17 protein-coding genes are annotated in these 21,615 nt (G+C 67.0%); 10 read left to right on the top strand and 7 right to left on the bottom strand.

Annotation, left to right across the window (positions count from 1 at the left end):
• Positions 1 to 5: 5 nt before the first annotated feature.
• A complete protein-coding gene (locus tag C4S71_RS06235) occupies positions 6 to 950 on the bottom strand; it encodes a LysR family transcriptional regulator (RefSeq protein ID WP_103968569.1) in 945 nt (314 codons plus the stop codon).
• A gap of 181 nt (positions 951 to 1,131) precedes the next feature.
• Here C4S71_RS06235 and C4S71_RS06240 point away from each other — a divergent pair, with 181 nt between their 5' ends.
• The 3 genes from C4S71_RS06240 to C4S71_RS06250 all read left to right on the top strand — a co-directional run bounded on the left by C4S71_RS06240 (position 1,132) and on the right by C4S71_RS06250 (position 5,302).
• Positions 1,132 to 2,631 (top strand): CoA-acylating methylmalonate-semialdehyde dehydrogenase, encoded by a 1,500-nt coding sequence (locus tag C4S71_RS06240; protein ID WP_086508312.1) that lies wholly within the window; start codon positions 1,132 to 1,134, stop codon positions 2,629 to 2,631.
• Between the two features lie 126 nt (positions 2,632 to 2,757).
• Positions 2,758 to 4,620, top strand: coding sequence for a diguanylate cyclase (locus C4S71_RS06245; RefSeq protein WP_103968570.1), 1,863 nt, complete (start codon positions 2,758 to 2,760; stop codon positions 4,618 to 4,620).
• 82 nt (positions 4,621 to 4,702) lie between these two features.
• Positions 4,703 to 5,302: a peroxidase-related enzyme gene (locus tag C4S71_RS06250; protein WP_103968571.1), complete on the top strand. Its 600-nt coding sequence runs from the start codon at positions 4,703 to 4,705 to the stop codon at positions 5,300 to 5,302.
• A gap of 16 nt (positions 5,303 to 5,318) precedes the next feature.
• Here the strand turns inward: C4S71_RS06250 and C4S71_RS06255 are convergent, their stop codons facing one another.
• Positions 5,319 to 5,990 (bottom strand): hypothetical protein, encoded by a 672-nt coding sequence (locus tag C4S71_RS06255; protein ID WP_103968572.1) that lies wholly within the window; start codon positions 5,988 to 5,990, stop codon positions 5,319 to 5,321.
• Between the two features lie 194 nt (positions 5,991 to 6,184).
• Here C4S71_RS06255 and ilvD point away from each other — a divergent pair, with 194 nt between their 5' ends.
• Both ilvD and C4S71_RS06265 read left to right on the top strand, forming a co-directional pair.
• Complete coding sequence (ilvD, locus tag C4S71_RS06260; RefSeq protein ID WP_103968573.1) at positions 6,185 to 7,876, top strand: dihydroxy-acid dehydratase; 1,692 nt, start codon at positions 6,185 to 6,187, stop codon at positions 7,874 to 7,876.
• A gap of 76 nt (positions 7,877 to 7,952) precedes the next feature.
• Positions 7,953 to 8,141: a hypothetical protein gene (locus C4S71_RS06265; RefSeq protein WP_103968574.1), complete on the top strand. Its 189-nt coding sequence runs from the start codon at positions 7,953 to 7,955 to the stop codon at positions 8,139 to 8,141.
• Between the two features lie 81 nt (positions 8,142 to 8,222).
• On the opposite strand, the gene C4S71_RS06270 is transcribed toward C4S71_RS06265, so the two are convergent.
• The 4 genes from C4S71_RS06270 to C4S71_RS22870 form a co-directional block, all read right to left on the bottom strand.
• Entirely contained in the window at positions 8,223 to 11,318 is a 3,096-nt protein-coding gene (locus C4S71_RS06270; protein WP_086508319.1) for a molybdopterin dinucleotide binding domain-containing protein, read from the bottom strand.
• Positions 11,311 to 12,528 (bottom strand): NrfD/PsrC family molybdoenzyme membrane anchor subunit, encoded by a 1,218-nt coding sequence (gene nrfD / locus C4S71_RS06275; protein ID WP_086508320.1) that lies wholly within the window; start codon positions 12,526 to 12,528, stop codon positions 11,311 to 11,313. The genes C4S71_RS06270 and nrfD overlap by 8 nt, the downstream gene beginning before the upstream one ends.
• A complete protein-coding gene (dsrO, locus tag C4S71_RS06280) occupies positions 12,509 to 13,288 on the bottom strand; it encodes a sulfate reduction electron transfer complex DsrMKJOP subunit DsrO (protein WP_086508321.1) in 780 nt (259 codons plus the stop codon). The genes nrfD and dsrO overlap by 20 nt, the downstream gene beginning before the upstream one ends.
• A gap of 301 nt (positions 13,289 to 13,589) precedes the next feature.
• Positions 13,590 to 13,868 carry an XRE family transcriptional regulator gene (locus C4S71_RS22870; RefSeq protein WP_103968575.1) on the bottom strand — a complete coding sequence of 93 codons (279 nt, stop codon included), beginning with the start codon at positions 13,866 to 13,868 and terminating at the stop codon, positions 13,590 to 13,592.
• Between the two features lie 293 nt (positions 13,869 to 14,161).
• Between C4S71_RS22870 and C4S71_RS06290 the strand changes: the two genes are divergently transcribed.
• From C4S71_RS06290 to C4S71_RS06310, 5 genes are all read left to right on the top strand, one after another.
• Positions 14,162 to 15,121 carry a TAXI family TRAP transporter solute-binding subunit gene (locus C4S71_RS06290; RefSeq protein WP_086508323.1) on the top strand — a complete coding sequence of 320 codons (960 nt, stop codon included), beginning with the start codon at positions 14,162 to 14,164 and terminating at the stop codon, positions 15,119 to 15,121.
• Between the two features lie 81 nt (positions 15,122 to 15,202).
• A complete protein-coding gene (locus C4S71_RS06295) occupies positions 15,203 to 15,655 on the top strand; it encodes a DUF1850 domain-containing protein (protein WP_103968576.1) in 453 nt (150 codons plus the stop codon).
• A gap of 9 nt (positions 15,656 to 15,664) precedes the next feature.
• Positions 15,665 to 17,686, top strand: a complete 2,022-nt coding sequence (locus tag C4S71_RS06300; protein WP_086508325.1) for a TRAP transporter permease — start codon at positions 15,665 to 15,667, stop codon at positions 17,684 to 17,686.
• Positions 17,687 to 17,807: 121 nt separating this feature from the next.
• On the top strand, positions 17,808 to 18,317 hold the full coding sequence (purE, locus tag C4S71_RS06305) for a 5-(carboxyamino)imidazole ribonucleotide mutase (RefSeq protein WP_103968577.1): 510 nt from the start codon (positions 17,808 to 17,810) through the stop codon (positions 18,315 to 18,317).
• Positions 18,318 to 18,357: 40 nt separating this feature from the next.
• Positions 18,358 to 19,497 carry a 5-(carboxyamino)imidazole ribonucleotide synthase gene (locus C4S71_RS06310; RefSeq protein WP_103968578.1) on the top strand — a complete coding sequence of 380 codons (1,140 nt, stop codon included), beginning with the start codon at positions 18,358 to 18,360 and terminating at the stop codon, positions 19,495 to 19,497.
• 63 nt (positions 19,498 to 19,560) lie between these two features.
• On the opposite strand, the gene C4S71_RS06315 is transcribed toward C4S71_RS06310, so the two are convergent.
• Positions 19,561 to 21,576 carry a PhoX family protein gene (locus tag C4S71_RS06315; RefSeq protein WP_086508328.1) on the bottom strand — a complete coding sequence of 672 codons (2,016 nt, stop codon included), beginning with the start codon at positions 21,574 to 21,576 and terminating at the stop codon, positions 19,561 to 19,563.
• Positions 21,577 to 21,615: the final 39 nt, after the last annotated feature.

Raw genomic sequence — 21,615 nt, forward strand, 5'->3', positions numbered from 1 at the left:
CTGCGTTACTGCGAGGCGTCGGGCAGCGTCAGCTCCCGCGCCTCGCCCATCAGCAGCGCCCGGTTGGCTTCGAGCGCCTCGCGCAGGAAGTCCCACAGCAGCCTGACCCGCGCCAGGCGCCGCTGCTCCTGGCGCGCTGTGATCCAGAACTGACGCACGATCTCCACCTCGTCGTCGAGCACGCTCTCGAGCCGGCTGCCGGTTTCGGCCATGAAGCAGGGCAGCACGGCGAGTCCCGCCCCCTGCAGGGCGGCAGCGTGCTGGGTGGTGACGCTGGTACTGCGGATCGAGAAGTGCGGTGCCACGCCCACCACCGCGGGATCGAGCAGCGGGTCGAGGTAGCTCAGCTGCTCGCTGAAGATCAGGTCGTCGACATAGCCGATAAGGCGATGGTGGCCCAGGTCGGCGAGCCGCGTGGGGCGCCCGTGTCGCGCAAAGTAGGCCTGGCTGCCGTAGAGCCGCAGGCGGTAGTCGCACAGTCGCGAAATCACCAGCCCCTGGCTCGCCGGGCGCTCCACGGTGATGGCCAGGTCCGCCTCGTGGCGACTCAGGTTGACCACCCGCGGTAGCGCCAGCAGATCCAGGGTGATGCCCGGGTGGCGTTCGCAGAAGACCGAGAGCAGCGGGGCGACGACCCAGGTACCGAAGCCTTCGGTCACGCCCAGGCGAATCTGACCGCCGAGCTGGCGGTTCTTGTCGGCCAGGCTCTCGCCCGCCTCGAAGGCGTGGCGGGCCATCTCCTCGGCGTGGGCCAGCAACTGCTGTCCGGCCTCGGTCAGGTGGTAGCCATGAGTGCTACGCTCGAAGAGTTGGGTATTGAGTTTCTGCTCGAAGCGTCGGGTGCGCCGCGACAGCGTGGAGTGGTCCAGGCCCAGGCGCCGGGCGGCATCGGTGAGCCGCTGGCTGCGCGCCACTTCGAGAAAGATCTGGATGTCCTGCCAGTCGAGCACGGCTCGCACCTCATGGAATTCGTTTGTGCATTATTGCACAAGGCATGTGAAGAAGTGCCCGTTGTCACGCCGCCACGCGGCTATATAGACTCGAATTCATCACGCTTCGTGTGTTTCTACACACAAGGTCTACATCTCAGCTTCAGCCGTACAACGACTACAAGCACAACAGGAGTTCGCCATGTCCATTCGTGAAATTCCCATGTACATCGACGGTCAGGCCGTCCCGTCCCAGAGCCAGGAGTGGCGCGACGTGATCAACCCCGCCACCCAGGAAGTGGTGGCGCGGGTACCGTTCTGCACCGCCGAGGAAGTCGACCGCGCCGTGGCCAGCGCCAAGGAGGCGTTCAAGACCTGGCGCAAGACACCGCTGGCCAAGCGCATGCGCATCATGCTCACGCTGCAGGCGCTGATTCGCGAGCACACCGAGGAGCTCGCCGCGCTGATCACCGAGGAGCACGGCAAGACCCTGCCCGACGCCGCCGGCGAGGTGGGTCGCGGCCTGGAGGTGGTCGAGCACGCCTGTTCGATCACCTCGCTGCAGCTGGGCGAGCTGGCCGAGAACGCCGCCAACGAGGTCGACGTCTACACCCTCAACCAGCCGCTGGGGGTGGGCGCGGGCATCACCGCCTTCAACTTCCCGATCATGCTGCCCTGCTTCATGTTCCCGCTGGCCATCGCCACCGGCAACACCTTCGTGCTCAAGCCCTCCGAGCAGGACCCCAGCTCCACCATGCGTCTGGTCGAGCTGGCCCATGAAGCGGGCGTGCCGGCCGGTGTGCTCAACGTGGTGCACGGCGGCCCCGACGTGGCCAACCAGATCTGCGACCATCCGGACATCAAGGCGCTGTCGTTCATCGGCTCCACCAACGTGGGCACCCACATCTACCGCCGTGCTTCCGAGGCGGGCAAGCGGGTGCAGTCGATGATGGGCGCCAAGAACCATTGTGTCGTGATGCCCGACGCCAACCGCAGCCAGGCGATCAACAACCTGCTGGGCTCGGCCTTCGGCGCCGCCGGTCAGCGCTGCATGGCCAACTCGGTGGTGGTACTGGTGGGCGAGGCCAACCAGTGGCTCGACGACATCGTCGAGGGCGCGCGCAACATGAAGGTGGGGCCGGGCACCCAGCGCGATGCCGACCTCGGCCCGCTGGTCTCCAAGGCGGCTCGCGACCGCGTGGTGCGCCTGATCGATGCCGGCGAGAAGGAGGGCGCCAGGCTGCTCGTCGACGGACGCGGCTATCAGGTAGAGGGCTATCCCGACGGCAACTTCGTCGGCGCCACCGTGTTCGCCGACGTCAAGCCGGAGATGACCATCTACCGCGAGGAGATCTTCGGTCCGGTGCTGTGCGTGGTCAGCGTGGATACGCTGGACGAGGCGATCGCCTTCATCAATGCCAACCCCAACGGTAACGGTACCTCGATCTTTACCAACTCCGGCTGGGTGGCGCGCCGCTTCGAAACCGACATCGACGTCGGCCAGGTCGGCATCAACGTGCCGATCCCGGTGCCGGTGGCCTACTTCAGCTTCACCGGCTCGCGCGGCTCCAAGCTCGGCGACCTGGGCCCCAACGGCAAGCAGGCGATCCAGTTCTGGACCCAGACCAAGACCGTCACCGCACGCTGGTTCGAGCCCGAGAACGTCTCCAGCGGCATCAACAGCACCATTTCGCTGAGCTGACACCGCCGACTGGCAATGTGCCGCCCCACCCGATCGGGTGGGGCGCTTTGCGTAAGTTAAGAGTTTCCCAGGCCAGACCTGCTAGAGTGGAGGGATCGTAAGGACACGATAGGAGGCAGTGTACCGATGCGCTGCGCGCTCGCCGGTGCCCAAACCGGCATGGCCAAATGGACGGCCGCCCTGATCTGGTCACTCTCGTGGTTGCTTGCGTGGCAGGCCCAGGCTGCTGTCGACATCGCCACGCCTTCCACCGTCATCAATCCTGCCCCCCAGGTGGCGGTACTCGAGGATGAAACCGCTCAGCTCGGCATCGAGCAGATCCTGGAGCAGGCCGAGGCACTGCCCTGGCAGATGCTGGAGCAGGAGGTGCCCAACTTCGGTTTCACCCATTCGGCCTGGTGGCTGAAGCTGGAACTCGCCAACGCCTCCCATGCCCCCCTGCGACGCTTGCTCGAGCTGGCCTCGCCGCTGCCCGATTTCATCGATGCCTATGCCGTCGACGCCGAGGGTAGGGTGCTGCAACAGTGGAGCACCGGCAGCCGACGCCCATTCGCTTCCCGCCCCGTGCGGCATCACTCCTTCGTGCTGCCGGTGCACATCGGTGCGAACGAGACGCGTCATGTCTATCTGCGTCTGGCCAGTCACGACGGCCTGGTGCCTGCTCTGCCCATGCTGCTGATGGACGATGCCAGCTTCCTTCAGCGGACCCAGAGCGAGCTGATGGCCTACAGCGTGCTGTATGGCGGGCTGCTGGCGCTGCTGCTCTACAACCTGCTGACCTTTGTCGCCACCCGCGAGAAGGCCTTCCTTCATTCCGTGTTCTATCTGGGGGCGTTCCTGCTGTTCAACCTTTCGCTACGAGGGTTCGGCTACCAGTTCCTGTGGCCGGAGTGGCCGCGCTTCAACCAGCAGGTGTTATTGCTCAGCGCGGGGCTGCTGTACGTCGCTCTCACCCTGTTCAGCCTCGATTATCTGAGCCTCAAACGGCAGGCGCCGCGTCTGGCCAAGGGCCTCGTGGCGCTCACGGGGCTGTTGGTGCTGAGCGTACTGCCGAGCCTGGCCGACCGCTTTGCCTGGGCACTGCGTGCGCTGGTGCCGCTGAGCATCGGCTATGCGCTGCTGCTGCTCGGCGCCAGCGCCTGGCTCAGCTTCAAGGGCGATCGGCTGGCGCGGATCTTCCTGCTGGGCTGGAGCGGCCTGCTGGCGGGTAGCGTGCTCTATGCACTGCGTCTGGGCGGCTTCGTGCCCTATGGGCTGGCCACCGAGTACGCCCTGGAGTTGGGTGCAGGGTTCGGTTTCCTGCTGCTGGCCTTCGGGCTGGCCTGCAAGATCAACTACCTGAAGCGTGCCAAGCTGGAAGCGGAGCGCGAGACCTACGAGCTGCAGCGTACCCTCAACCATCAGCTCGAGACCAAGGTGCATCAGCGCACCCAGGAACTGGAGCAGGCCAACCACAAGCTGGCGGCCATGGTGCGCACCGACCCGCTGACGGGGCTGCTCAACCGGCGTCAGTTCGAAACCCTGATCAACGAAGAGATTCAGCGCCGTCAGCGTGACGGCAAGCCGCTGCTGTTCGCCATAATGGATATCGACGACTTCAAGCTCTTCAACGACACCTATGGGCACCAGGCCGGCGACCAAGTGCTGATCGAGGTGGCCGATCTGCTCAAGGCTCACTTCCGCCGTGCCGGCGACAGGTTGTTCCGGCTGGGCGGCGAGGAGTTTGGCATCCTGCTCGAGGCCGACTCGCTGGAGGCGGGGCGTTACGCCCTGGAGCGCTTTCGCCATGCCCTGCAGCAGCTCCAGATTCCCCATGAAGCCTCGCGCCATGGCGTGGTGACAGGTTCCTTCGGGCTGGTGTGCTGCAGCGACTACGACCAGGTGCCGGCGGCCATGGCCATCTACCGCCAGGCTGATCAGGCCATGTACGAGGCCAAGCAGATCAGCCGCAACCGGGTGGTGACACGCTCGCTGATGGAAGAGGTGTGAGCGGATGTCGCATGGACAACATGTTTACGTTGACGTTAACTGGTGATGACCGGTAACCACAACGACACAAGAGGTCCTTGCCATGCCAGCCCCGCTCAGCCGCTTTCCCGTGCCCGAATCGATCCAGGACCTGCCTGAAGACATTCGCGGCAGCATCCTCGCAGTGCAGGAGAAGGCCGGTTTCGTGCCCAACGTGTTCCTGATGCTGGCACACCGGCCCGATGAGTTTCGTGCCTTCTTCGCTTACCACGACGCCTTGATGGAGCGCGAGTCCGACACGCTGACCAAGGCGGAGAAGGAGATGATCGTGGTGGCCACCAGCGCCCGCAACCGCTGCCTGTACTGCGTGGTGGCCCATGGCGCGCTGGTGCGCATCTACAGCAAGGACCCCCTGCTGGCCGACCAGGTCGCCATCAACCACCGTACCGCGCCGATCAGCGAGCGGCATCGGGTGATGCTCGACTTTGCCCTGCACTGCGGCCTGGACGTGGGGGAGCTCACCGATGAGTGGCAGGCGCGTCTGATCGAGGCGGGCTTCACCCACGACGACATCTGGGACATCGGCGCCATCGCCGCCTTCTTCGGTCTCTCCAACCGCCTGGTCACGCTCACCGGCACGCCGCCCAACCCGGAGTTCTACCTGATGGGCCGGGTGCCGCGGGAGAAACCCGCCGCCGGTTGAGGCAGCGGGGGCCGGCTCAGGTGCGGCACGCCTCCAGCAGCATCAACACCGGTTCGAGCTGGCTGTCGTGCAGCACCAGGACGCTGTTGCCGGTTGCATCCTCGACGGGGCGAATCACGGCGAACTCGCCCTCTTCGAGGTGGAATTCGTGAATCTCGTGGGGGCCCTGCGGTGTCTGGCAGCGGATCGAGCGGTAGCTGTCGTCCTCGCCGTAGGTAAGACGGTGATAGACCTTGAAGAAGGTGTAGAGGGACAGGCCCTGGTCGAAGGTGGGCCAGCGCGCGGGGATGGTGCGGGTCTCCTCGTCGAGTGCCTGCCCCTTGGCCTCGGCGGCGGCGATGGCGTCGGCCAACGGTGCGGCCAGCAGGGAGGCGTCGTCGCGCGGCAGCGGGGCGGCGCTCTCCATGGCCTGCTGGTAGCTGGCGCGCACCTGCTCCAAGTCTTCGAGCGTTGCCAGGCGATGGTCGCTGTGGGCCAGGTCGGCGGGCTCGAAGCCGCCGTTCTCCCAGCCGTGGATGACCCGCAGCGTCAGCGTTCCGTCGGTCATCGGCTCGCACACCAGCGTCTGCAGGGCGACCCGCAGATGCAGCTGGCGTTCGACGTTGAGATTGTCGAAGGCGGAGTAGGGATCGGCAAAGATATGGTGCAAATGCCCGGGGGCGTGTTCCTTGGCTTCACTGAAAGGCATGGCGGTTCCCTGCGGGGGAGAAGTCGTACTGGCTTTGTTCGCTGTTATAACACTGCATGAGCTCCAGGTCATATCGGCCAGTCGGCATCGGGCTTTAGCGCCACGGTTCGGCGGCGGCCAGGCTGGAATTTGCCAGGAAGCCTTTGGCCAACCACCCTTCGTAGATCGGCAAGCGAAACGAAGGAGCCACTTCCATGAGCGATTCCCCGGACCCGCGTCGTCGCCACTCCGCCCCGGTGGTGGACGGCGTCGGCAAGTCGGCCAGCCGCGCCATGCTGCGTGCGGTGGGCTTTTCCGACGAAGATTTCACCAAGCCTCAGGTGGGCATCGCCTCCACCTGGAGCATGGTCACCCCCTGCAACAGTCATATCCATGAGCTCGCCGAGCGCGCCCGCGACGGCGCCGACGCGGCCGGTGGCAAGGGGGTGATCTTCAACACCGTGACCATCTCCGACGGTATCGCCAACGGTACCGAGGGCATGAAGTACTCGCTGGTGTCGCGGGAGGTGATCGCCGACTCCATCGAGACCGTGGCCGGCTGCGAGGGCTTCGACGGCCTGGTGACCATTGGCGGCTGCGACAAGAACATGCCGGGTTGCCTGATGGGCATGGCACGCCTTAACCGGCCCAGCGTCTTCGTCTACGGCGGCACCATCCAGCCCGGCAAGAACCACACCGACATCGTCTCGGTGTTCGAGGCCATGGGGGCTCACAGCCGCGGTGACCTGGAGCTGATCGAGCTCAAGCAGATCGAGGAGACGGCCATCCCCGGGCCCGGCTCCTGCGGTGGCATGTACACCGCCAATACCATGGCCTCAGCCATCGAGGCGCTGGGCATGAGCCTGCCGGGCAGCTCGGCGCAAAATGCCGTGTCCCAGGCCAAGCGTGAAGACTGCGAGGCGGCCGGTGCCGCGGTGCTCGAACTGCTCGAGCGCGATATAAAACCTTCCGACATCATGACCCGCGAGGCCTTCGAGAATGCCATCACCGTAGTGATTGCACTGGGCGGCTCCACCAACGCGGTACTGCACCTGATCGCCATGGCCGCCACCGTGGACGTGCCGCTCTCGCTCGCCGACTTCACCGAGATCGGTCGGCGCGTGCCGGTACTGGCCGACCTGCGCCCCAGCGGCCGCTACATGATGAGCGAGCTGGTCGAGATCGGTGGCATCCAGCCGCTGATGAAGACCCTGCTCGACGCCGGCCTGCTCCACGGTGACTGCCTGACGGTGACGGGACGGACGCTGGCCGAGAACCTGGCCGGTGTCGAGCCATATCCGGACGGCCAGCAGATCATCGCGCCGCTGGACGCTCCGCTCAAGGCCGAGAGCCACCTGCGTATTCTCCACGGTAATCTGGCTCCTGAGGGCGCGGTAGCCAAGATTACCGGCAAGGAGGGCACGCGCTTCTCCGGCAGCGCCCGGGTGTTCGGTTCCGAGGAAGAGGCCCAGGCGCGCATCAACGACGGCACGGTGGTGGCCGGCGACGTGGTGGTGATTCGCTATGAAGGGCCCAAGGGGGGACCCGGCATGCGTGAGATGCTCACCCCCACCTCGGCGATCATGGGCCGCGGGCTGGGTGATTCGGTGGCCTTGATCACCGACGGGCGCTTCTCCGGCGGCAGCCACGGCTTCGTGGTGGGGCATGTCTCGCCCGAGGCCTTCGAGGGCGGCCCGCTGGCGTTGGTCGAGGACGGTGACACCATCACCATCGATGCCGAGGCCGACACCATCGAGCTGCACGTCGACGCTGTGGAACTGGAACGGAGGCGAGCCGCGTGGCGCCAGCCCGCACCGCGTTATACCCGCGGCGTGCTGGCCAAGTACGCCCGCACGGTGAGCTCTGCCAGCACTGGGGCGGTGACGGACCTGGCGCCCGAGGCGTGACACTGCGGCTTCGTTTGGCTTGCTGACGAGGGTTGACTAGCTTGATGAGGCACACGCAGCAGAGCAAGGAGGCAACATGCCCAAGAGCGGACCCAAGCAGGCACGCGTCGAACCGATCCGTGACGCTCAGGACATGAACCTGCCGGTAACCGGCTGGAACGTGATCGACGAGACGGATCCCAGCAACGAGATCGTCATCTCCGAGCACGACACCGAAGCCGAGGCCATCCGCGTGGCCGAGGAGTACGAGCAGCGCGAAGACTAGAGCCTCGGCGTATGGCAAGGAAGCGAAATCGCCCCGGGCTCTTCTGGCCGGGGCGATTTAGCGTTCCATGGTGAGACAGCACTAGGCGCGGCGGACCCTCACCGGCAGGCCCTGGCGCACGCTTGCGCCGCTGATGGGCTCGAGCCAGGTGCCGTCCACGTTGCGGGTCGGGTCCCGGAAGCCCAGGTCGTTGATGTTGATGCCGGCGCGCAGCCAGGGCATGTCCGGCTGGGACTCCCCATCGATCACATGCGGCGTGGCGCCGAGATCGCGGTGGCCGTAGCCGTGCTCGATGCCCAGCGACCCCGGCATCACGCTCTCGCTGACCAGCGCCAGGCCCACCACGCTGCCGCCGGGGCTCTCGATGCGGATGGTGTCGCCGTGGGAAATGCCGTAGCGCTCGGCATCCTGGCGATGCATCTGCACCGGGTTGTAGGGCTTGATCATGCGCAGCCGCTCGTTGCCGATGGCGTAGGAGTTCATCAGGTTGGACTTGAACGAGAAGGCGAGCAGCGGCCATTCGTCCTCGGGGAACACCTCGCGCATGGTCTGCTGGTTGGCCAGCAGCGGCAGGCTGTGGCCGGGCACGCCGCGGTTGGGCTTGCCGCTCATGGTGTCGATGCTGGTGCCCACCACCTCGTTGTAGACGCACAGGGTCCGACGCCAGGCGTTGGTCAGCCGCTCGCCCCGGAAGTGGTCGCTGGCGTCCTGGAAGCGTCCGCCGCGGGCGTAGAGGTAGGCCACCCGACCGCGCTCCTCTTCCTTGAGGGTGCGCTCGAGGCGCGGCAGCAGCGGGGCCAGCCCGGCGTGGGCGATGTCGCTCTCGTCGGCCTCGGGCAGCGGCTCGTCCATGTAGGCGATGTTGGCCGCGGCGCGCAGGTAGTAGTCCTCGGCGCGGTTGAGCGGGTGGAGGTGGCCGTCGGCATCCGGGATCGCCTCGTCACCGAAGCCGGCGAGGCCCAGGCGCTTGGCCACGGCGATGAAGAAGCTGTCCTGGCACACCGGCTCGCCCTCGGCGGTCTTCTGCTGGCGCGGTTCCACCACCGGCCAGCAGGCGGTGGTCAGGCGGCCCAGCGCCCCCTTCCAGGCGCCGGTGAAGCCCCACACCTCGTACATCACCGAGTCGGGCACGATGTAGTCGGCGTAGCGGTTGGTCTCGTTGATGAAGCCGTCCACGGCCACGAAGAGCCCCAGGCGCTTCGGGTCCTTGAGCTTGTCGGCGATCATCGCCTCGAGCCCGGCCTGGCCGTAGATGGGGTTGGCCATGCAGCCGATGAGCGCCTTGATCGGGTAGGGGTAGCCGTCCAGCGCCGAGGGCAGGTGTTCGGTGAGGGTGGGCGGGGCGAAGGAGCGCCACGGCGCCTTGGCCGGGTAGGGGTTCTCGCCGGCCTCGACCTTGCGGCGGTACTCCGAGGAGCGCTCGTAGGGGAAGCGCGAACGGGAGAGGAAGACCCCCTGGGGACCGCGCTTGCCGGGGAAGTCCACCAGGTCGTAGCGGGGGCCCTGGCTGAAGCCGTTGAACTGGCCGCCGCCCACGGCGCTGCCGCCCTTCATGTTGTAGTTGCCGGCCAGCAGGTTGAGCATCTGCACGGCGAAGGCGGCGTAGAAGCCGTTGCCGGACATCATGCCGCCGTGGCAGTTGACCACAGCGCGGCGGCCGTGGCTGGCGTATCGGCTGGCCAGGTCGACGATGGTGGCCTCGGGGATGCCGCAGTGCTCGGCGTAGGTGGCCAGCTCAAACTCGTTGGCCGATTCGCGCAGCAGGGTCATGCTGCTCTTCACGCGCACGGCGCTCCCGTCGGCGAGGTCTACCTCGCGGTCCACGAAGAGCTCGGCGGCCATCGCCTCCTCGACGTGAATGAGCTCGCCGTCGACCACCACCAGGGGGGCATCGGCGTCGCTTCCGGCCTCGGCCAGGCCCAGGTCGCTGGCCATCAGGAAGTGGCCGCGGCGGGGGTGGTCCTGGGTGTCGATCACCAGATGGGTGGCGTTGGAGTGGGTGGCCTCGCCGGCGGCGTCCGCGGCAGCCTTGCCGGGCAGCTCGAGGAACGCCCGGGCATAGCCCTCGTTGTCCAGCAGCCACTGGATGATGGCCATGGCGAAGGCGCTGTCGGTGCCGGGGCGGATCGGCACCCAGCGGTTGTGGTCGGCGGCGTGGGAGGCGGCGGCGTTCAGCGCCGGGTCCACCACCACGTACTCCAGGGTGCCCTCGGCGCGCGCCTTGGCGATCAGCCGGCCCTGGCGCTTGAAGGGGTTGCCCGCCTGGCTCGGCGCGGTGCCGATGTACATGATGAAACTGGCGTTCTGGATGTCCGGCTTGACGTGGGCGTTGGCGCCCAGGTCGTTCATCACCGCCCCGGAGCCCATGCGGAAGGCCAGGCCGCAGTAGGAGCCGTGGTGGCCGTAGTTGCGGGTGGCGAAGCCGTTCAGCGTGAAGCGCTTGAGCAGCTCGGAGCGGCCGTAGTCGGTGGCCTCCATCACCATCAGCTGATTGGCCTTCGGGCCGTACTCCGGGTTCTCCGGGTCGATCAGGGTGTCGTGGTCGTGGATGGCGCGCAGGCCGTCCACGTGGCCCTCGCCGAACAGGTCGCCGCCCTCGCAGATCTCCTCGATCAGCTGCTCGAAGGAGATCTTCTGCCACTGGCGAGCGCCGCGCTCGCCCACCCGCTTGAGGCAGTGGTCGATGCGGAAGGGGCTCTCCAGCTGGCTCATCATGGCGTTGCCGCGGGCGCAGGCGGTGGAGCGGTTGACCTGGCCCTGGCCGCCGTAGGCGCTGACGTGGCGCAGCGCCTCGGCCACCGGGGTGCGCATGGGCAGGTGGTCGTCGGCGGAGAGCGGGTGGTAGGGGTTGCCGGAGACGCGCAGCACCCGGTCGCTCTCGTTGTCGACGCGTACCCTCACGCCGCACTGGGTGGTGCAGCCGTAGCAGATGGTGAAGGCGGTGCGCTGGTCCGGGTTGAGGGTGAGCTCGCCGCTGTCGAGGTCGACCCGGTACTCCGGCGCCAGGGAGTTGCCGTGGATCGGGTGCTTCGGCGTCTCGCCGGCGCTGCCGGTCACGCCCTTGGCCATCTTGGCCAGGGGGTCGGAGTAGCCGGCAACGAAGGTGGCGGCACCGCCGGCGGCGACGGCACCCTTCATGAAGCGGCGGCGTGAGGTATCGACGGGGGACTTAGCCATGGCGGGGCGCTCCTTCCATGTTGTGTGCAGCGCGTTGGGCGTCGGACTGTGCGGGGCTGTCTGAGCTGTCCGAGAGTGAGACGTCGGCGGCGCTGCCGCCCTGGCGCGCCTGGCGCCAGGGGATCAGCAGGTCGATCACCAGAGCCGCGGCAAGCCACAGGCCGAAGGTGCCGACGATGCCGAGGATGCCGGAGGAGCCGGCGGGGATGCCGTAGTGGTGGAAGCCGGCGCTGTTGCGGGCCACGTGCTGCACGTCCATCAGCACTACCCAGCGGAACATCCAGCCCATGTGGATGGCCACCAGGCCCAGCACCCAGGCCCAGGTGAAGAGGGCCGGGCGGCGGGCGGCGGGGCGGGTAAGCAGGAAGAGCACGGCGCCGAACAGGGCCACCCCGGTCAGGCCGCCCCAGAGGGCGGTGCTGCGCCAGGCGGGGCTTGCACGCACCGAGTCGAGCGCCGCGGCCACCGAGCCGACGTTGGCGTTGATGCCGTCCAGGAACCAGCTGCCGGCGACGAGGCCGGCCACCAGGCAGGCGCCCAGCAGCACCCTGAGCATCTGGCCGATGGTGGCCTGGTCACGCAGGCCGCTGACCCGGTTGAGCACCAGGGTCAGGCCGGCGGCGGCGATAAAGCCGGTGGCGACCAGCATCGGCGGCAGCCAGACGGTGTTCCACAGCGGGCGCGCCTTGACCACGGCAAGCTCGGCGCCGGTATAGAGCATGATGCCGGTGGAGAGGGCGAGGGTGCCCAGGCCCACCAGCACCAGCGCCGCGCGCGGGGTAGGGGCGGCACCGAACGCCAGCAGGCGGGCGGCGAGGCCGGCCAGGCCGGGTGCCTGGCGGCTGGCCTGCAGCGCCGGGCGCCAGGCCAGCCAGGCGAGCAGCAGCACGCCCACCACGTAGAGCGGCAGCAGCAGGCTGCCGATGGACATCCAGGAGCTCGAGGTGGCGTAGGCGTAGAAGTGCCAGAAGCGCAGCGGCTGGTGCAGGTCGGCGAGCAGCGCCACCGGGGCCACCAGGGTGGTGGTCAGGCAGGCCAGCATGGCCAGGCGCGCGGTGGGTAGCCAGCGCTGCTTGCCGAACACCAGCGCCGGGGCCGCCAGCCACAGGGTGGCGTAGGAGAGCGCGATCAAAAAGAAGTACTGCACCGCCCAGGGGTACCAGGCGATGGCGTAGCGGGGCGCGAGCAGCTCAATGGCCATGGAATTCATAACCCATCTCCTTGCCGTGGGGGTCGAGGACTTCCAGGGCCACCGGCTCGGCGAGCGGGCGCGTGATGAAGCGCTCGTCCATGCCGAGGTAGAAGACCTGGGGCAGGGTGTTCTTTTCAGGCTGCAGCACCATCAGCGCGTCGCGGTGCTCCGCGATCATGCGGCTGATCTGGCTTTCCGGGTCGCGCATGTCGCCGATGATCCGCGCGCCGCCCACGCAGCTCTCCACGCAGGCCGGCAGCAGGCCGGCTTCCAGGCGGTGGGCGCAGAACGTGCACTTGTCGGCGGTCTGGGTCCTGTCGTTGATGAAGCGGGCGTCGTAGGGGCAGGCGTTGACGCAGTAGGCGCAGCCCACGCAGCGGTCGCTGTCCACCACCACGATGCCGTCCTGCTGCTGGTAGGTCGCCTGGACCGGGCAGACCGGCACGCAGGGCGGGTTCTCGCAGTGGTTGCACAGGCGCGGCAGCATGAAGGTGGCAAGCTCGCCGGTCTCCTGATGCTCCACCTCGTACTGGGAGACGGTGGTGCGGAACTTGCCCAGGGGGGCGTCGTTCTCGATATGGCACGACACGGTGCAGGCCTGGCAGCCGATGCATTGGCGCAGGTCGATGAGCATGCCGTAGCGCTTGGTGGGGTCGCCTTCTCGGCGGGGCGGCTGGCTGTTGATGCCGGCGCTGGCAACGCTCGAAAGCGGTATCAGGGCGGCACCCGCGCTGAGGCGAGCGAGCTGGCCGAGAAGGGAGCGGCGAAGGTGGTCCATGGCGCCTCCGGTGGCCTGGGTGTCGCGGGGGATCGCCCCGCGGCGGGATAAGAGGGTGACACCGGAAAGCCTACCTGCGACCAAGGTCGAGGGGCTTGATATGCATCAAGATATGCATCAAGAGATCATTAGCATGCTCTTAATGCTGGCGTAATGTTTGCGCAAGTGGCTGGCAGGCAAGGGAAAGCAGGGAAGAAAAAGAGAGGCGGAAAAAGAGCAGAAAGTGTTCCTGAGGCTCGCAACGCATCACGCCCCGCCGGTGACCCGGCAGGGCGTGACAGGAGATGGGGGTGCGGCGGCGTCAGTGGGCCGTCGGCTCCGGGTCGATGGTGCGGTAGAGAATCTGCAGCTCCTCGACGGAGAGATGCTCCAGACGGCCGGAGAGCAGATCGCTGACCTTCTGGGCCGGCAGGCCGGCACGGCGAGCGATCTCGCGGCAACCGAGGTCGGATACGGCGATGAGCCGTGTAACGATGCGCATCAGACGTGTGCGCTTTTCCAGGTCCCTGACGTCGAGGTCAGGGCAACTTCGCGGGGGGTCGAGGAGTTCCGCGTTGGAAGAATGTCGTGCCGTACTCATGATGCTCCAGTGGGCGATTGCGACAACCACATCATGGGGGCATTTTGCCAATTTTGCCAGTGCCGTTTGACGACTTTTTCGTAACGCCCAGACAGCGGTAGCGGGGCAGTGGCAAGAGGCGCCTTGGCTAAGCCGACCTTGGTGGAATTGCCGAAAATTTCCAATAACGTAGAAACTGTCGATTAGCCTCTTTACGCAGGGGCGTGCTAGCTTTTGACAGGTAAGCGGCCGGGCTCGCCCGGTACGCTCCCGAAACAACCATAAACGATCCGGTTTCAGGACGGAGGAGATTCATGCGCGCTCTCAAATATGTCGCTGCCGCTTCGCTGATGGCCACGGCTCCGCTGGCTGCCGCTCAGCAGCTTTCCATCGCCACCGGCGGTACCGGCGGCGTGTACTATCCGATCGGCGGCGGCTTCGCCGAGATGATCAACAACCATATCGAAGGGGCCAGCGCCACGGCGGAAGTGACCGGCGCCTCGGTAGAGAACATGGGCCTGATCATGCGCGGCGATGCCGACCTGGCCCTGGCCCTGGCCGATACCGTCTACCAGGCCTACAACGGCACCGGTGACTTCGAAGGCCGTCAGATCGAGAACACCCGTGCGCTGGCGTCCGTCTACCCCAACGCCGTGCAGCTGGTCACCTTGGCCGATTCCGACATCCAGTCGCTGGAAGACCTGCGTGGCAAGCGCGTCTCAGTCGGCGCACCGGGCAGCGGTACCGAGCTCAACGCTCGCGCCCTGCTGGAAGCCAACGGCATCACCTATGACGATTTCCGCCCGCAGCGTCTGAACTTCAACGAGACCGCCGACGCCATCCGCGACGGCGACATCGACGCCGGCTTCTGGAGCGTGGGGCCGCCCACCAGCTCGATCCTCAACCTGGCGGCGACCCGTAGCATCCGCCTGGTCGGCTTCAGCGAGGAGGAGATCGAGAACGCCCGCGAAGTCGAGCCTACCTTCGCCGCTTATGAGCTGCGTGCCGGCATGTACGACGGCATGGACGAGGCGGTGCAGACCATCAGCATTCCCAACGTGCTGGTCGTCAACGCCGACATGGACGAAGAGCTGGCCTACCAGCTGACCAAACTGCTGTTCGAGAACACCGACGAGCTGATCGCCGTGCACCCGGCGGCCAACGATACCACCGTCGAGTTCAGCATCGACTCCACTCCGGTCCCGTTCCACGATGGCGCGCTGCGTTATTATGAGGAAGTGGGCGCCGAAGTGGCCGACCACCAGCGTCCGTAAGGCTCGTTCAGTCAGGCATCCACGATGCTTGCTGCGAACCTGCGCAGGAGTCGCCGAGCCCTCGGGCCGGCGACTTTCTGCGTGCTGACACTATGTGCCGCGAGCACGGCGGTCTGGGCCGATGCCTCGCATCTGGAAGTGCTCGACGATCACGGCCAGGCGCTGGTCTCGCTGCCGATGCCGGAAGGCGAGCGCTGGTGCATGGAGTGGAATCACTCCGTGACCGGTATTCGCGTGCAGGATTGCTATCGCCATCACCAAGGGAACATGGTACTGGAGCGTAGCCACCAGCCGGACTTCGCCGCTGGACTTGGCCACGTGCCGGGCCGGGGGCGCCAGGTCTCGGACGGCCAGGGCGGCTATTGGATCGAGGACATCGACGAGCCGGTGCCCGGCAACCGCTATCGATTGAGGGTCGGCTCTGCCAGAGTCGACCATAGACTGCTGCATGAGGGACGTCGGATCAGCCTGAGCGAACTGGCGGCCGGCGAGCGGGTGACGATCCACCTGCGCACCCCTGACTCCACCCCCTGAGAGGCGCGCATGAGCGAATCTGCCAACCCGCCCGTCACCGTACCCGGTGGCAATGCCATTCAGCCCCGACCGATCCTGTGGTTGATCACCCTGGTCGCAGTGGGGCTGTCGTTGTTCCAGCTCTATTCCGCCGGCATCCAGCCGCTGGGGCTGTTCTATCAGCGCAGCGTTCACCTGATGCTGATCATGATGCTGGCGTTCCTGATCTTTCCGGTGTTCGGCCCCAACCGCAAACGCGGTGTGCTGGGCTGGCTGATCGATGCGGCCTTCTTCGCCGGGGCCCTGATCACCGGTGGCTACATGGTGCTCTACCTGGACGAGATCATCCGCCGCGCCGGGTTCTGGAGCCAGACCGACATCATCGTCGGCTGCATTGCCGTGGTCACCGTGCTCGAGGCCAGCCGCCGTGCGGTAGGCCTGGGCATGACCATCATCGGTGCGATCGCCATTCTCTACGCCTTTGCCGGCCCGCGCGGCGAGCTGCCGTGGTTGGGTCAGTTCATGCCCGGCATTCTCGAGCACCGCGGCTACAACCTCGACCGGGTGGTGGGGCAGCTCTACCTGGGCCAGGAGGGCATCTTCGGCCTGCCGCTGGGGGTGGCGGCGACCTTCATCTTCGTCTTCGTGCTGTTCGGCGCCTTTCTCGAGAGTACCGGCGCCGGCAAGTTCTTCATCGACATGGCCTACGCCGCCACCGGCCGCCAGCGCGGCGGCCCGGCCAAGGCCGCGGTCATCGCCTCCGCCGGCATGGGCTCGATCTCCGGCAGCGCCATCGCCAACGTGGTGACCACCGGCGCCTTCACCATCCCCTTGATGAAGCGCCTGGGCTACAAGCCGCACCAGGCCGGCGGCATCGAGGCCGCGGCTTCCACCGGCGGTCAGATCATGCCGCCCTTGATGGGGGCCGGGGCCTTCCTGATCGCCGAGTACACCAATACGCCCTACCTGGACGTGGTCAAGGTGAGCATCCTGCCGGCCATCATGTATTTCGCCACCGTCTATCTGTTCGTGCACATCATCGCCCTCAAGCAGGGCATGCAGGGTCTGCCGAAAAGCGAGCTGCCGCAGATGCGCGACGTGCTGCGCGAGGGCTGGCACTTCCTGCTGCCACTGGCGGTACTGGTGTGGCTGCTGGCGATGCACATGTCGCCGATGCGGGTGGGCTTCTACGCGGTGGTGACCATGGTCGCCGTGGCCGCGCTGCGCTATACGATCTGGTTCTTCTTCGTTGCACCGCGCCAGGGGCAGCCCGTCACCCTGGCCAGCACCGGACGCGTGATCTGGGCCGGTTTCGTCAAGCTGATCGAAGGGCTGGAGCTGGGCGCGCGCAATGCCGTGTCGGTTTCCCTGGCCTGTGCCGTGGCCGGCATCATCGTCGGCGTGGTGGGGCTCACCGGCCTGGGGCTCAAGTTCTCCGCCATGATGATGGCCTTCTCCGGCGGCAACATCGTGCTGGCGCTGCTGATGGTGCTGCTGGCCAGCCTGATCCTGGGCATGGGGCTGCCGGTCACCGCCAGTTACATCGTGCTGATCGTGCTGGTGGGGCCGGCCCTGACCGCCGAGTTCGGCATTCCGCTGCTGATCGCTCACCTGGTGGTGTTCTGGTATTCACAGGACTCCAACGTCACGCCACCGATAGCCTTGGCCGGCTTCGCCGGGGCGGCGATCGCCGGCTCCAAACCGATGGCGACCGGCGTGCAGGCGTGGAAGTTCGCCAAGGGGCTCTATCTGATCCCGATGTTCATGGTCTTCAATCCGGAGATCATCATGGGCGGCCCGCTGCACATCCTGGCTTGGAACGGGCTGATCGCGATATTGGCGCTTGGTGCCTTTGCCGCGGCGCTGGAGGGCTATCTCTTCACGCGTATGTCGTGGCTGCCGCGTATCGCCATCTCGGGGGCCATCGTGGCGGTGTTCTACCCCAACTTCATGGTGGAGGCCGTGGGGGTGGCGGTGATGATACTGGCCATCGGCGCCAACTGGCTGGCCAGCCGGCGTGAAATTCACTCGGCCGGAGCCGGGACGACGTGACTGAGGAGGCCGCCCCGCGCGAGCGGGCGGCCGCTTGCCCGACTGGTCAAGATGACGGCGCCTGCGGGCGCCGTTAGAATACCTGCCCTTCGCCAACCAGCCTCATCACGGGAACCGCAAAATGTCATCCAGCCAGCAGCCACGCGTAGGCGTGATCATGGGGTCGAAATCCGACTGGCCGGTCATGGAGCACGCCGTGGCGATGCTCGAACGCCTGGGCGTGGCCTATGAGACCCGCGTGGTCTCGGCGCATCGCACCCCCGATCTGCTGTTCGACTACGCCAAGAGCGCCGCCGGGCGCGGCCTGCAGGTGATCGTCGCCGGTGCCGGTGGGGCCGCCCACCTGCCGGGCATGGTGGCCTCGCAGACGGCGCTGCCGGTGCTGGGCGTGCCGGTGGAGTCCAAGGCGCTGAAGGGGCTCGATTCGCTGCTTTCCATCGTGCAGATGCCGGGCGGCATCGCCGTGGGCACGTTGGCCATCGGCAAGGCCGGGGCGACCAATGCCGGCCTGCTGGCGGCGCAGATCGTCGGCCTGCAGGATGCCAAGGTGCGTGCCGCCGTGGAGGCGTTTCGCGCCGAGCAGACCCAGACGGTGCTCGACAACCCCGACCCCCGGCCCGCAGACGAATGAGTCGGCGAACCCGCATGAGCCAGCGAGAGGAGACTGCGACATGAACATTGGCGTACTCGGTGCCGGCCAGCTCGGCCGCATGCTGGCCCTGGCCGGCTACCCGCTGGCCAACCGCTTCACCTTCCTCGACACCACCGGCCACCCCAGCGCCGGGATCGGTGATGTCATGATCTACACCGATCAACATCACCTGCTCAATGACTTCCTGGCCAAGGTCGACCTGGTGACCTACGAGTTCGAACACCTGCCCGTGGCGCTGGTGCAGGCCATCGAGGAGGTCAAACCGGTCTACCCCTCGAGCGAGGCAATCCGCATCTGCCAGAACCGCGCCGAGGAGAAGGCGCTGTTCGACCGCCTGGGCATTCCCACCCCCGCCTACCGTATCGTGGAGAGCGCCGAGGCGCTGGAAGCGGCGGCCCGCGAGCTGGGCACGCCGGTGGTGGCCAAGTCGGTCACCGAAGGCTACGACGGCAAGGGCCAGGCGGTGCTGCGCGACCCGGCCGAGGCGGCCGAGGCCTGGCGTTCGATCAACCACCCCAAGCTGATCGTCGAGGCCTTCGTCGACTTCGTGCGCGAGGTCTCGATCATCGCCGTGCGCGGCCGCGAGGGTGAGATGGCCTTCTACCCCATGGCCGAGAACCTGCACGTGGACGGCATCCTGCGTTACTCGCTGGCGCCGATGCCGGACCTCGACGAGGCAGTACAGCAGACCGCCGACGGCTACATTCGTGCGCTGCTCGACGAGCTCGACTATGTCGGGGTGCTGACTCTGGAGCTGTTCCAGACCCGTGACGGCAAGCTGCTGGCCAACGAGATGGCGCCCCGCGTGCACAACTCCGGCCACTGGACCATGGACGGCGCGGTGACCAGCCAGTTCGAGAACCACCTGCGCGCGATCCAGGGCCTGCCCCTGGGCGACACCTCGGTCCGCATGCCGACCTGCATGATCAACGTGATCGGCCAGGAGGGCGATCCGGCGGCCATACTCGCCATCTCCGACGCCCATCTGCACCGCTACGACAAGAGCGAGCGCCCCGGGCGCAAGCTCGCCCACGTCAACCTGCTGGCACCGACCCACGGCGAACTGCTGGAGAAAGTGCACGCCTGCGCCTGGCTGCTGCCCGAGGCGCCGGAGGCGCGTTTCAGCTTCGAGGACGCGTTCCGCCAGGGCAACCTGTAACACGGCAAGACGCAACGCAGCGGGCCCCGCCATTGGCGGGGCCCGCTGTTTTTTGCCTCTCTCTTAGGCGCCGATGATGCCGCCGTCCTCGCGGGTAATCACCAGCGTCGCCGAACGCGGAATGGCGCTGCCGCCGTCCGGCCAGTGGCTGACCGATTCGCCAGCGGCAAAGGCCTCGGCGCTGGTGGTGGCGCCGGGGTGCTGCACGTTGACGAACATGGTGCGCTGGTCCGGGGTGGTGACCACGCCGGTGATCTCCTGGCCGATGGGGCCGGTGAGGAAGCGGCGGATCTCGCCGGTCTCGGGGTCGGCGACGAGCATCTGGTTGTTGCCGAACACCTCGTGGATGCCGGTATTCATCACCGACTCGCTGATGTCGGTCTGGATCCATACGCGACGGTCCGGATCGATCCACAGCCCGTCGGGGCTGGCAAAGATCGCCTCCTGACCCAGCGGCTCACCGGCCAGATCGCGCCCGCTATCCTGATCGCCGGCCAGCACGAAGATATCCCACGTGAAGCGCTCGGCGGCATGGGTGCCTTCTTCCTGCCAGCGAATGATGTGGCCGAAGTGGTTCTCGGCGCGTGGGTTGGCGGCATCGACCTGCTCTTCGCTGCGGCGGGTGTTGTTGGTCAGGGTGAAGTAGACCTGGCCGGTGGCGGGGTCGACGGCGCCCCACTCGGGGCGGTCCATCTTGGTCGCGCCGACGTGGTCGGCGGCACTGCGGGTGTTGACCAGGATGTCGGCCAGGTCGGCGAAGCCGTTCTCCGGCGTCAGGCCGTTCTGGCCCGGGGCCAGGGCCAGCCACTCGCCGCTGCCGTCGTCGTTGAACCTGGCGACGTAGAGCGTGCCCTCGTCGAGCAGCGAGCCGTCGGCGCTGGCGGCCTGATAGGGCCGCGCCGAGACGAACTTGTAGATGTACTCGAAGCGGGCGTCGTCGCCGGAGTAGGCCACCACCGGCTGACCTTCCACTGCCGGGGCGAAGATCACACCTTCGTGGGCGAAGCGGCCCAGGTGGGTGCGCTTGACCGGCGTGCTCTGCGGATCGAAGGGGTCGATCTCGACCATGTAGCCGAAGGCGTGGGGCTCGTTGCGGTAGTCCTCGCTGGGCGAGGTGCCGTGTGAAGTGGCATCGAAGCGCACGAATTCGTCGGCGCCGCCCTGGGCACGGTGCCATTGATAGCGGCCTTCGGCGCGCGTCTCGATGCCGTAGCGGCTCTGGCGACGGTCGATCTCGACATCTTCGTTGGCGAAGTAGCCGGCCCAGTTCTCCTCGGCAGCCAGATAGGTGTTCCACGGCGTGACGCCGTGGGCGCAGTTGTTCAGGGTGCCGCGGGTCATGCTGCCGTCGGGGCTGTACTTCGTCACCACGTGCTCGGTGCCTGCCACTGGCCCGGCCAGCTGCATCGGCGTGAGGCCGGTGACCCGGCGGTTGAGGCGATCCTCCACCACCTGCCACTGGCCGTCGTCGCCCTGGCGCACCCGCACCACCGAGACGCCGTGGGCATTGAGCTCCTTGCGCACCTGGTCGGCATCGCGGGAACCGTCCTCGTGCTGCGGGAAGCCGTCGGCGTCCAGCGCCAGCCCGGCCGCCGCACCGTGCAGGAAGCGCGGCTCGACGTATTCGTGGTTGAGCACCAGCAGGCCGTCGCGGGAACTGCCGTCGATGGCGAAGAAGTGCATGCCGTCATGGTGACTGCCGATCTGGTGAGCCTGATCCTCGCCGCTGGCGTCCAGCGAGAAGGCCGGCATGCTGCCGCTGATCGGCGTGCCCCAGGGAATGAAGGCCTGCACCCGGTAGCCTTCCGGGACCACCACGCTGTCGCCGGTGCCGATCGGAATCGCCTGGAAGCCGATGCTCGGCGACGAGCTCCCGGCGGCCAGGGCGCGACCGAAGGGCAGGCCGGTGGCCATGGCGCCGGCGATGGCGGCGGCCAGGCTACCGCGCAGCAGGGTTCTGCGGCTCATGCGGGCTTCCAGGATATCGCCGAAGTAGGCGTTGCCGGAAACGTTGCTCGCCGGCTCGTCGCCAGCGGCCAGAATGGGGTCGACGTGGCCGGGATGTTGGTGCTGGGTCATGGGCGTGTCTCTCCTGGGGGCAGGCTGCATGTCGCTTGC

It is taken from the genome of Billgrantia desiderata, assembly GCF_900108215.1.
Taxonomy (GTDB): Bacteria; Pseudomonadota; Gammaproteobacteria; order Pseudomonadales; family Halomonadaceae; genus Halomonas; species Halomonas desiderata.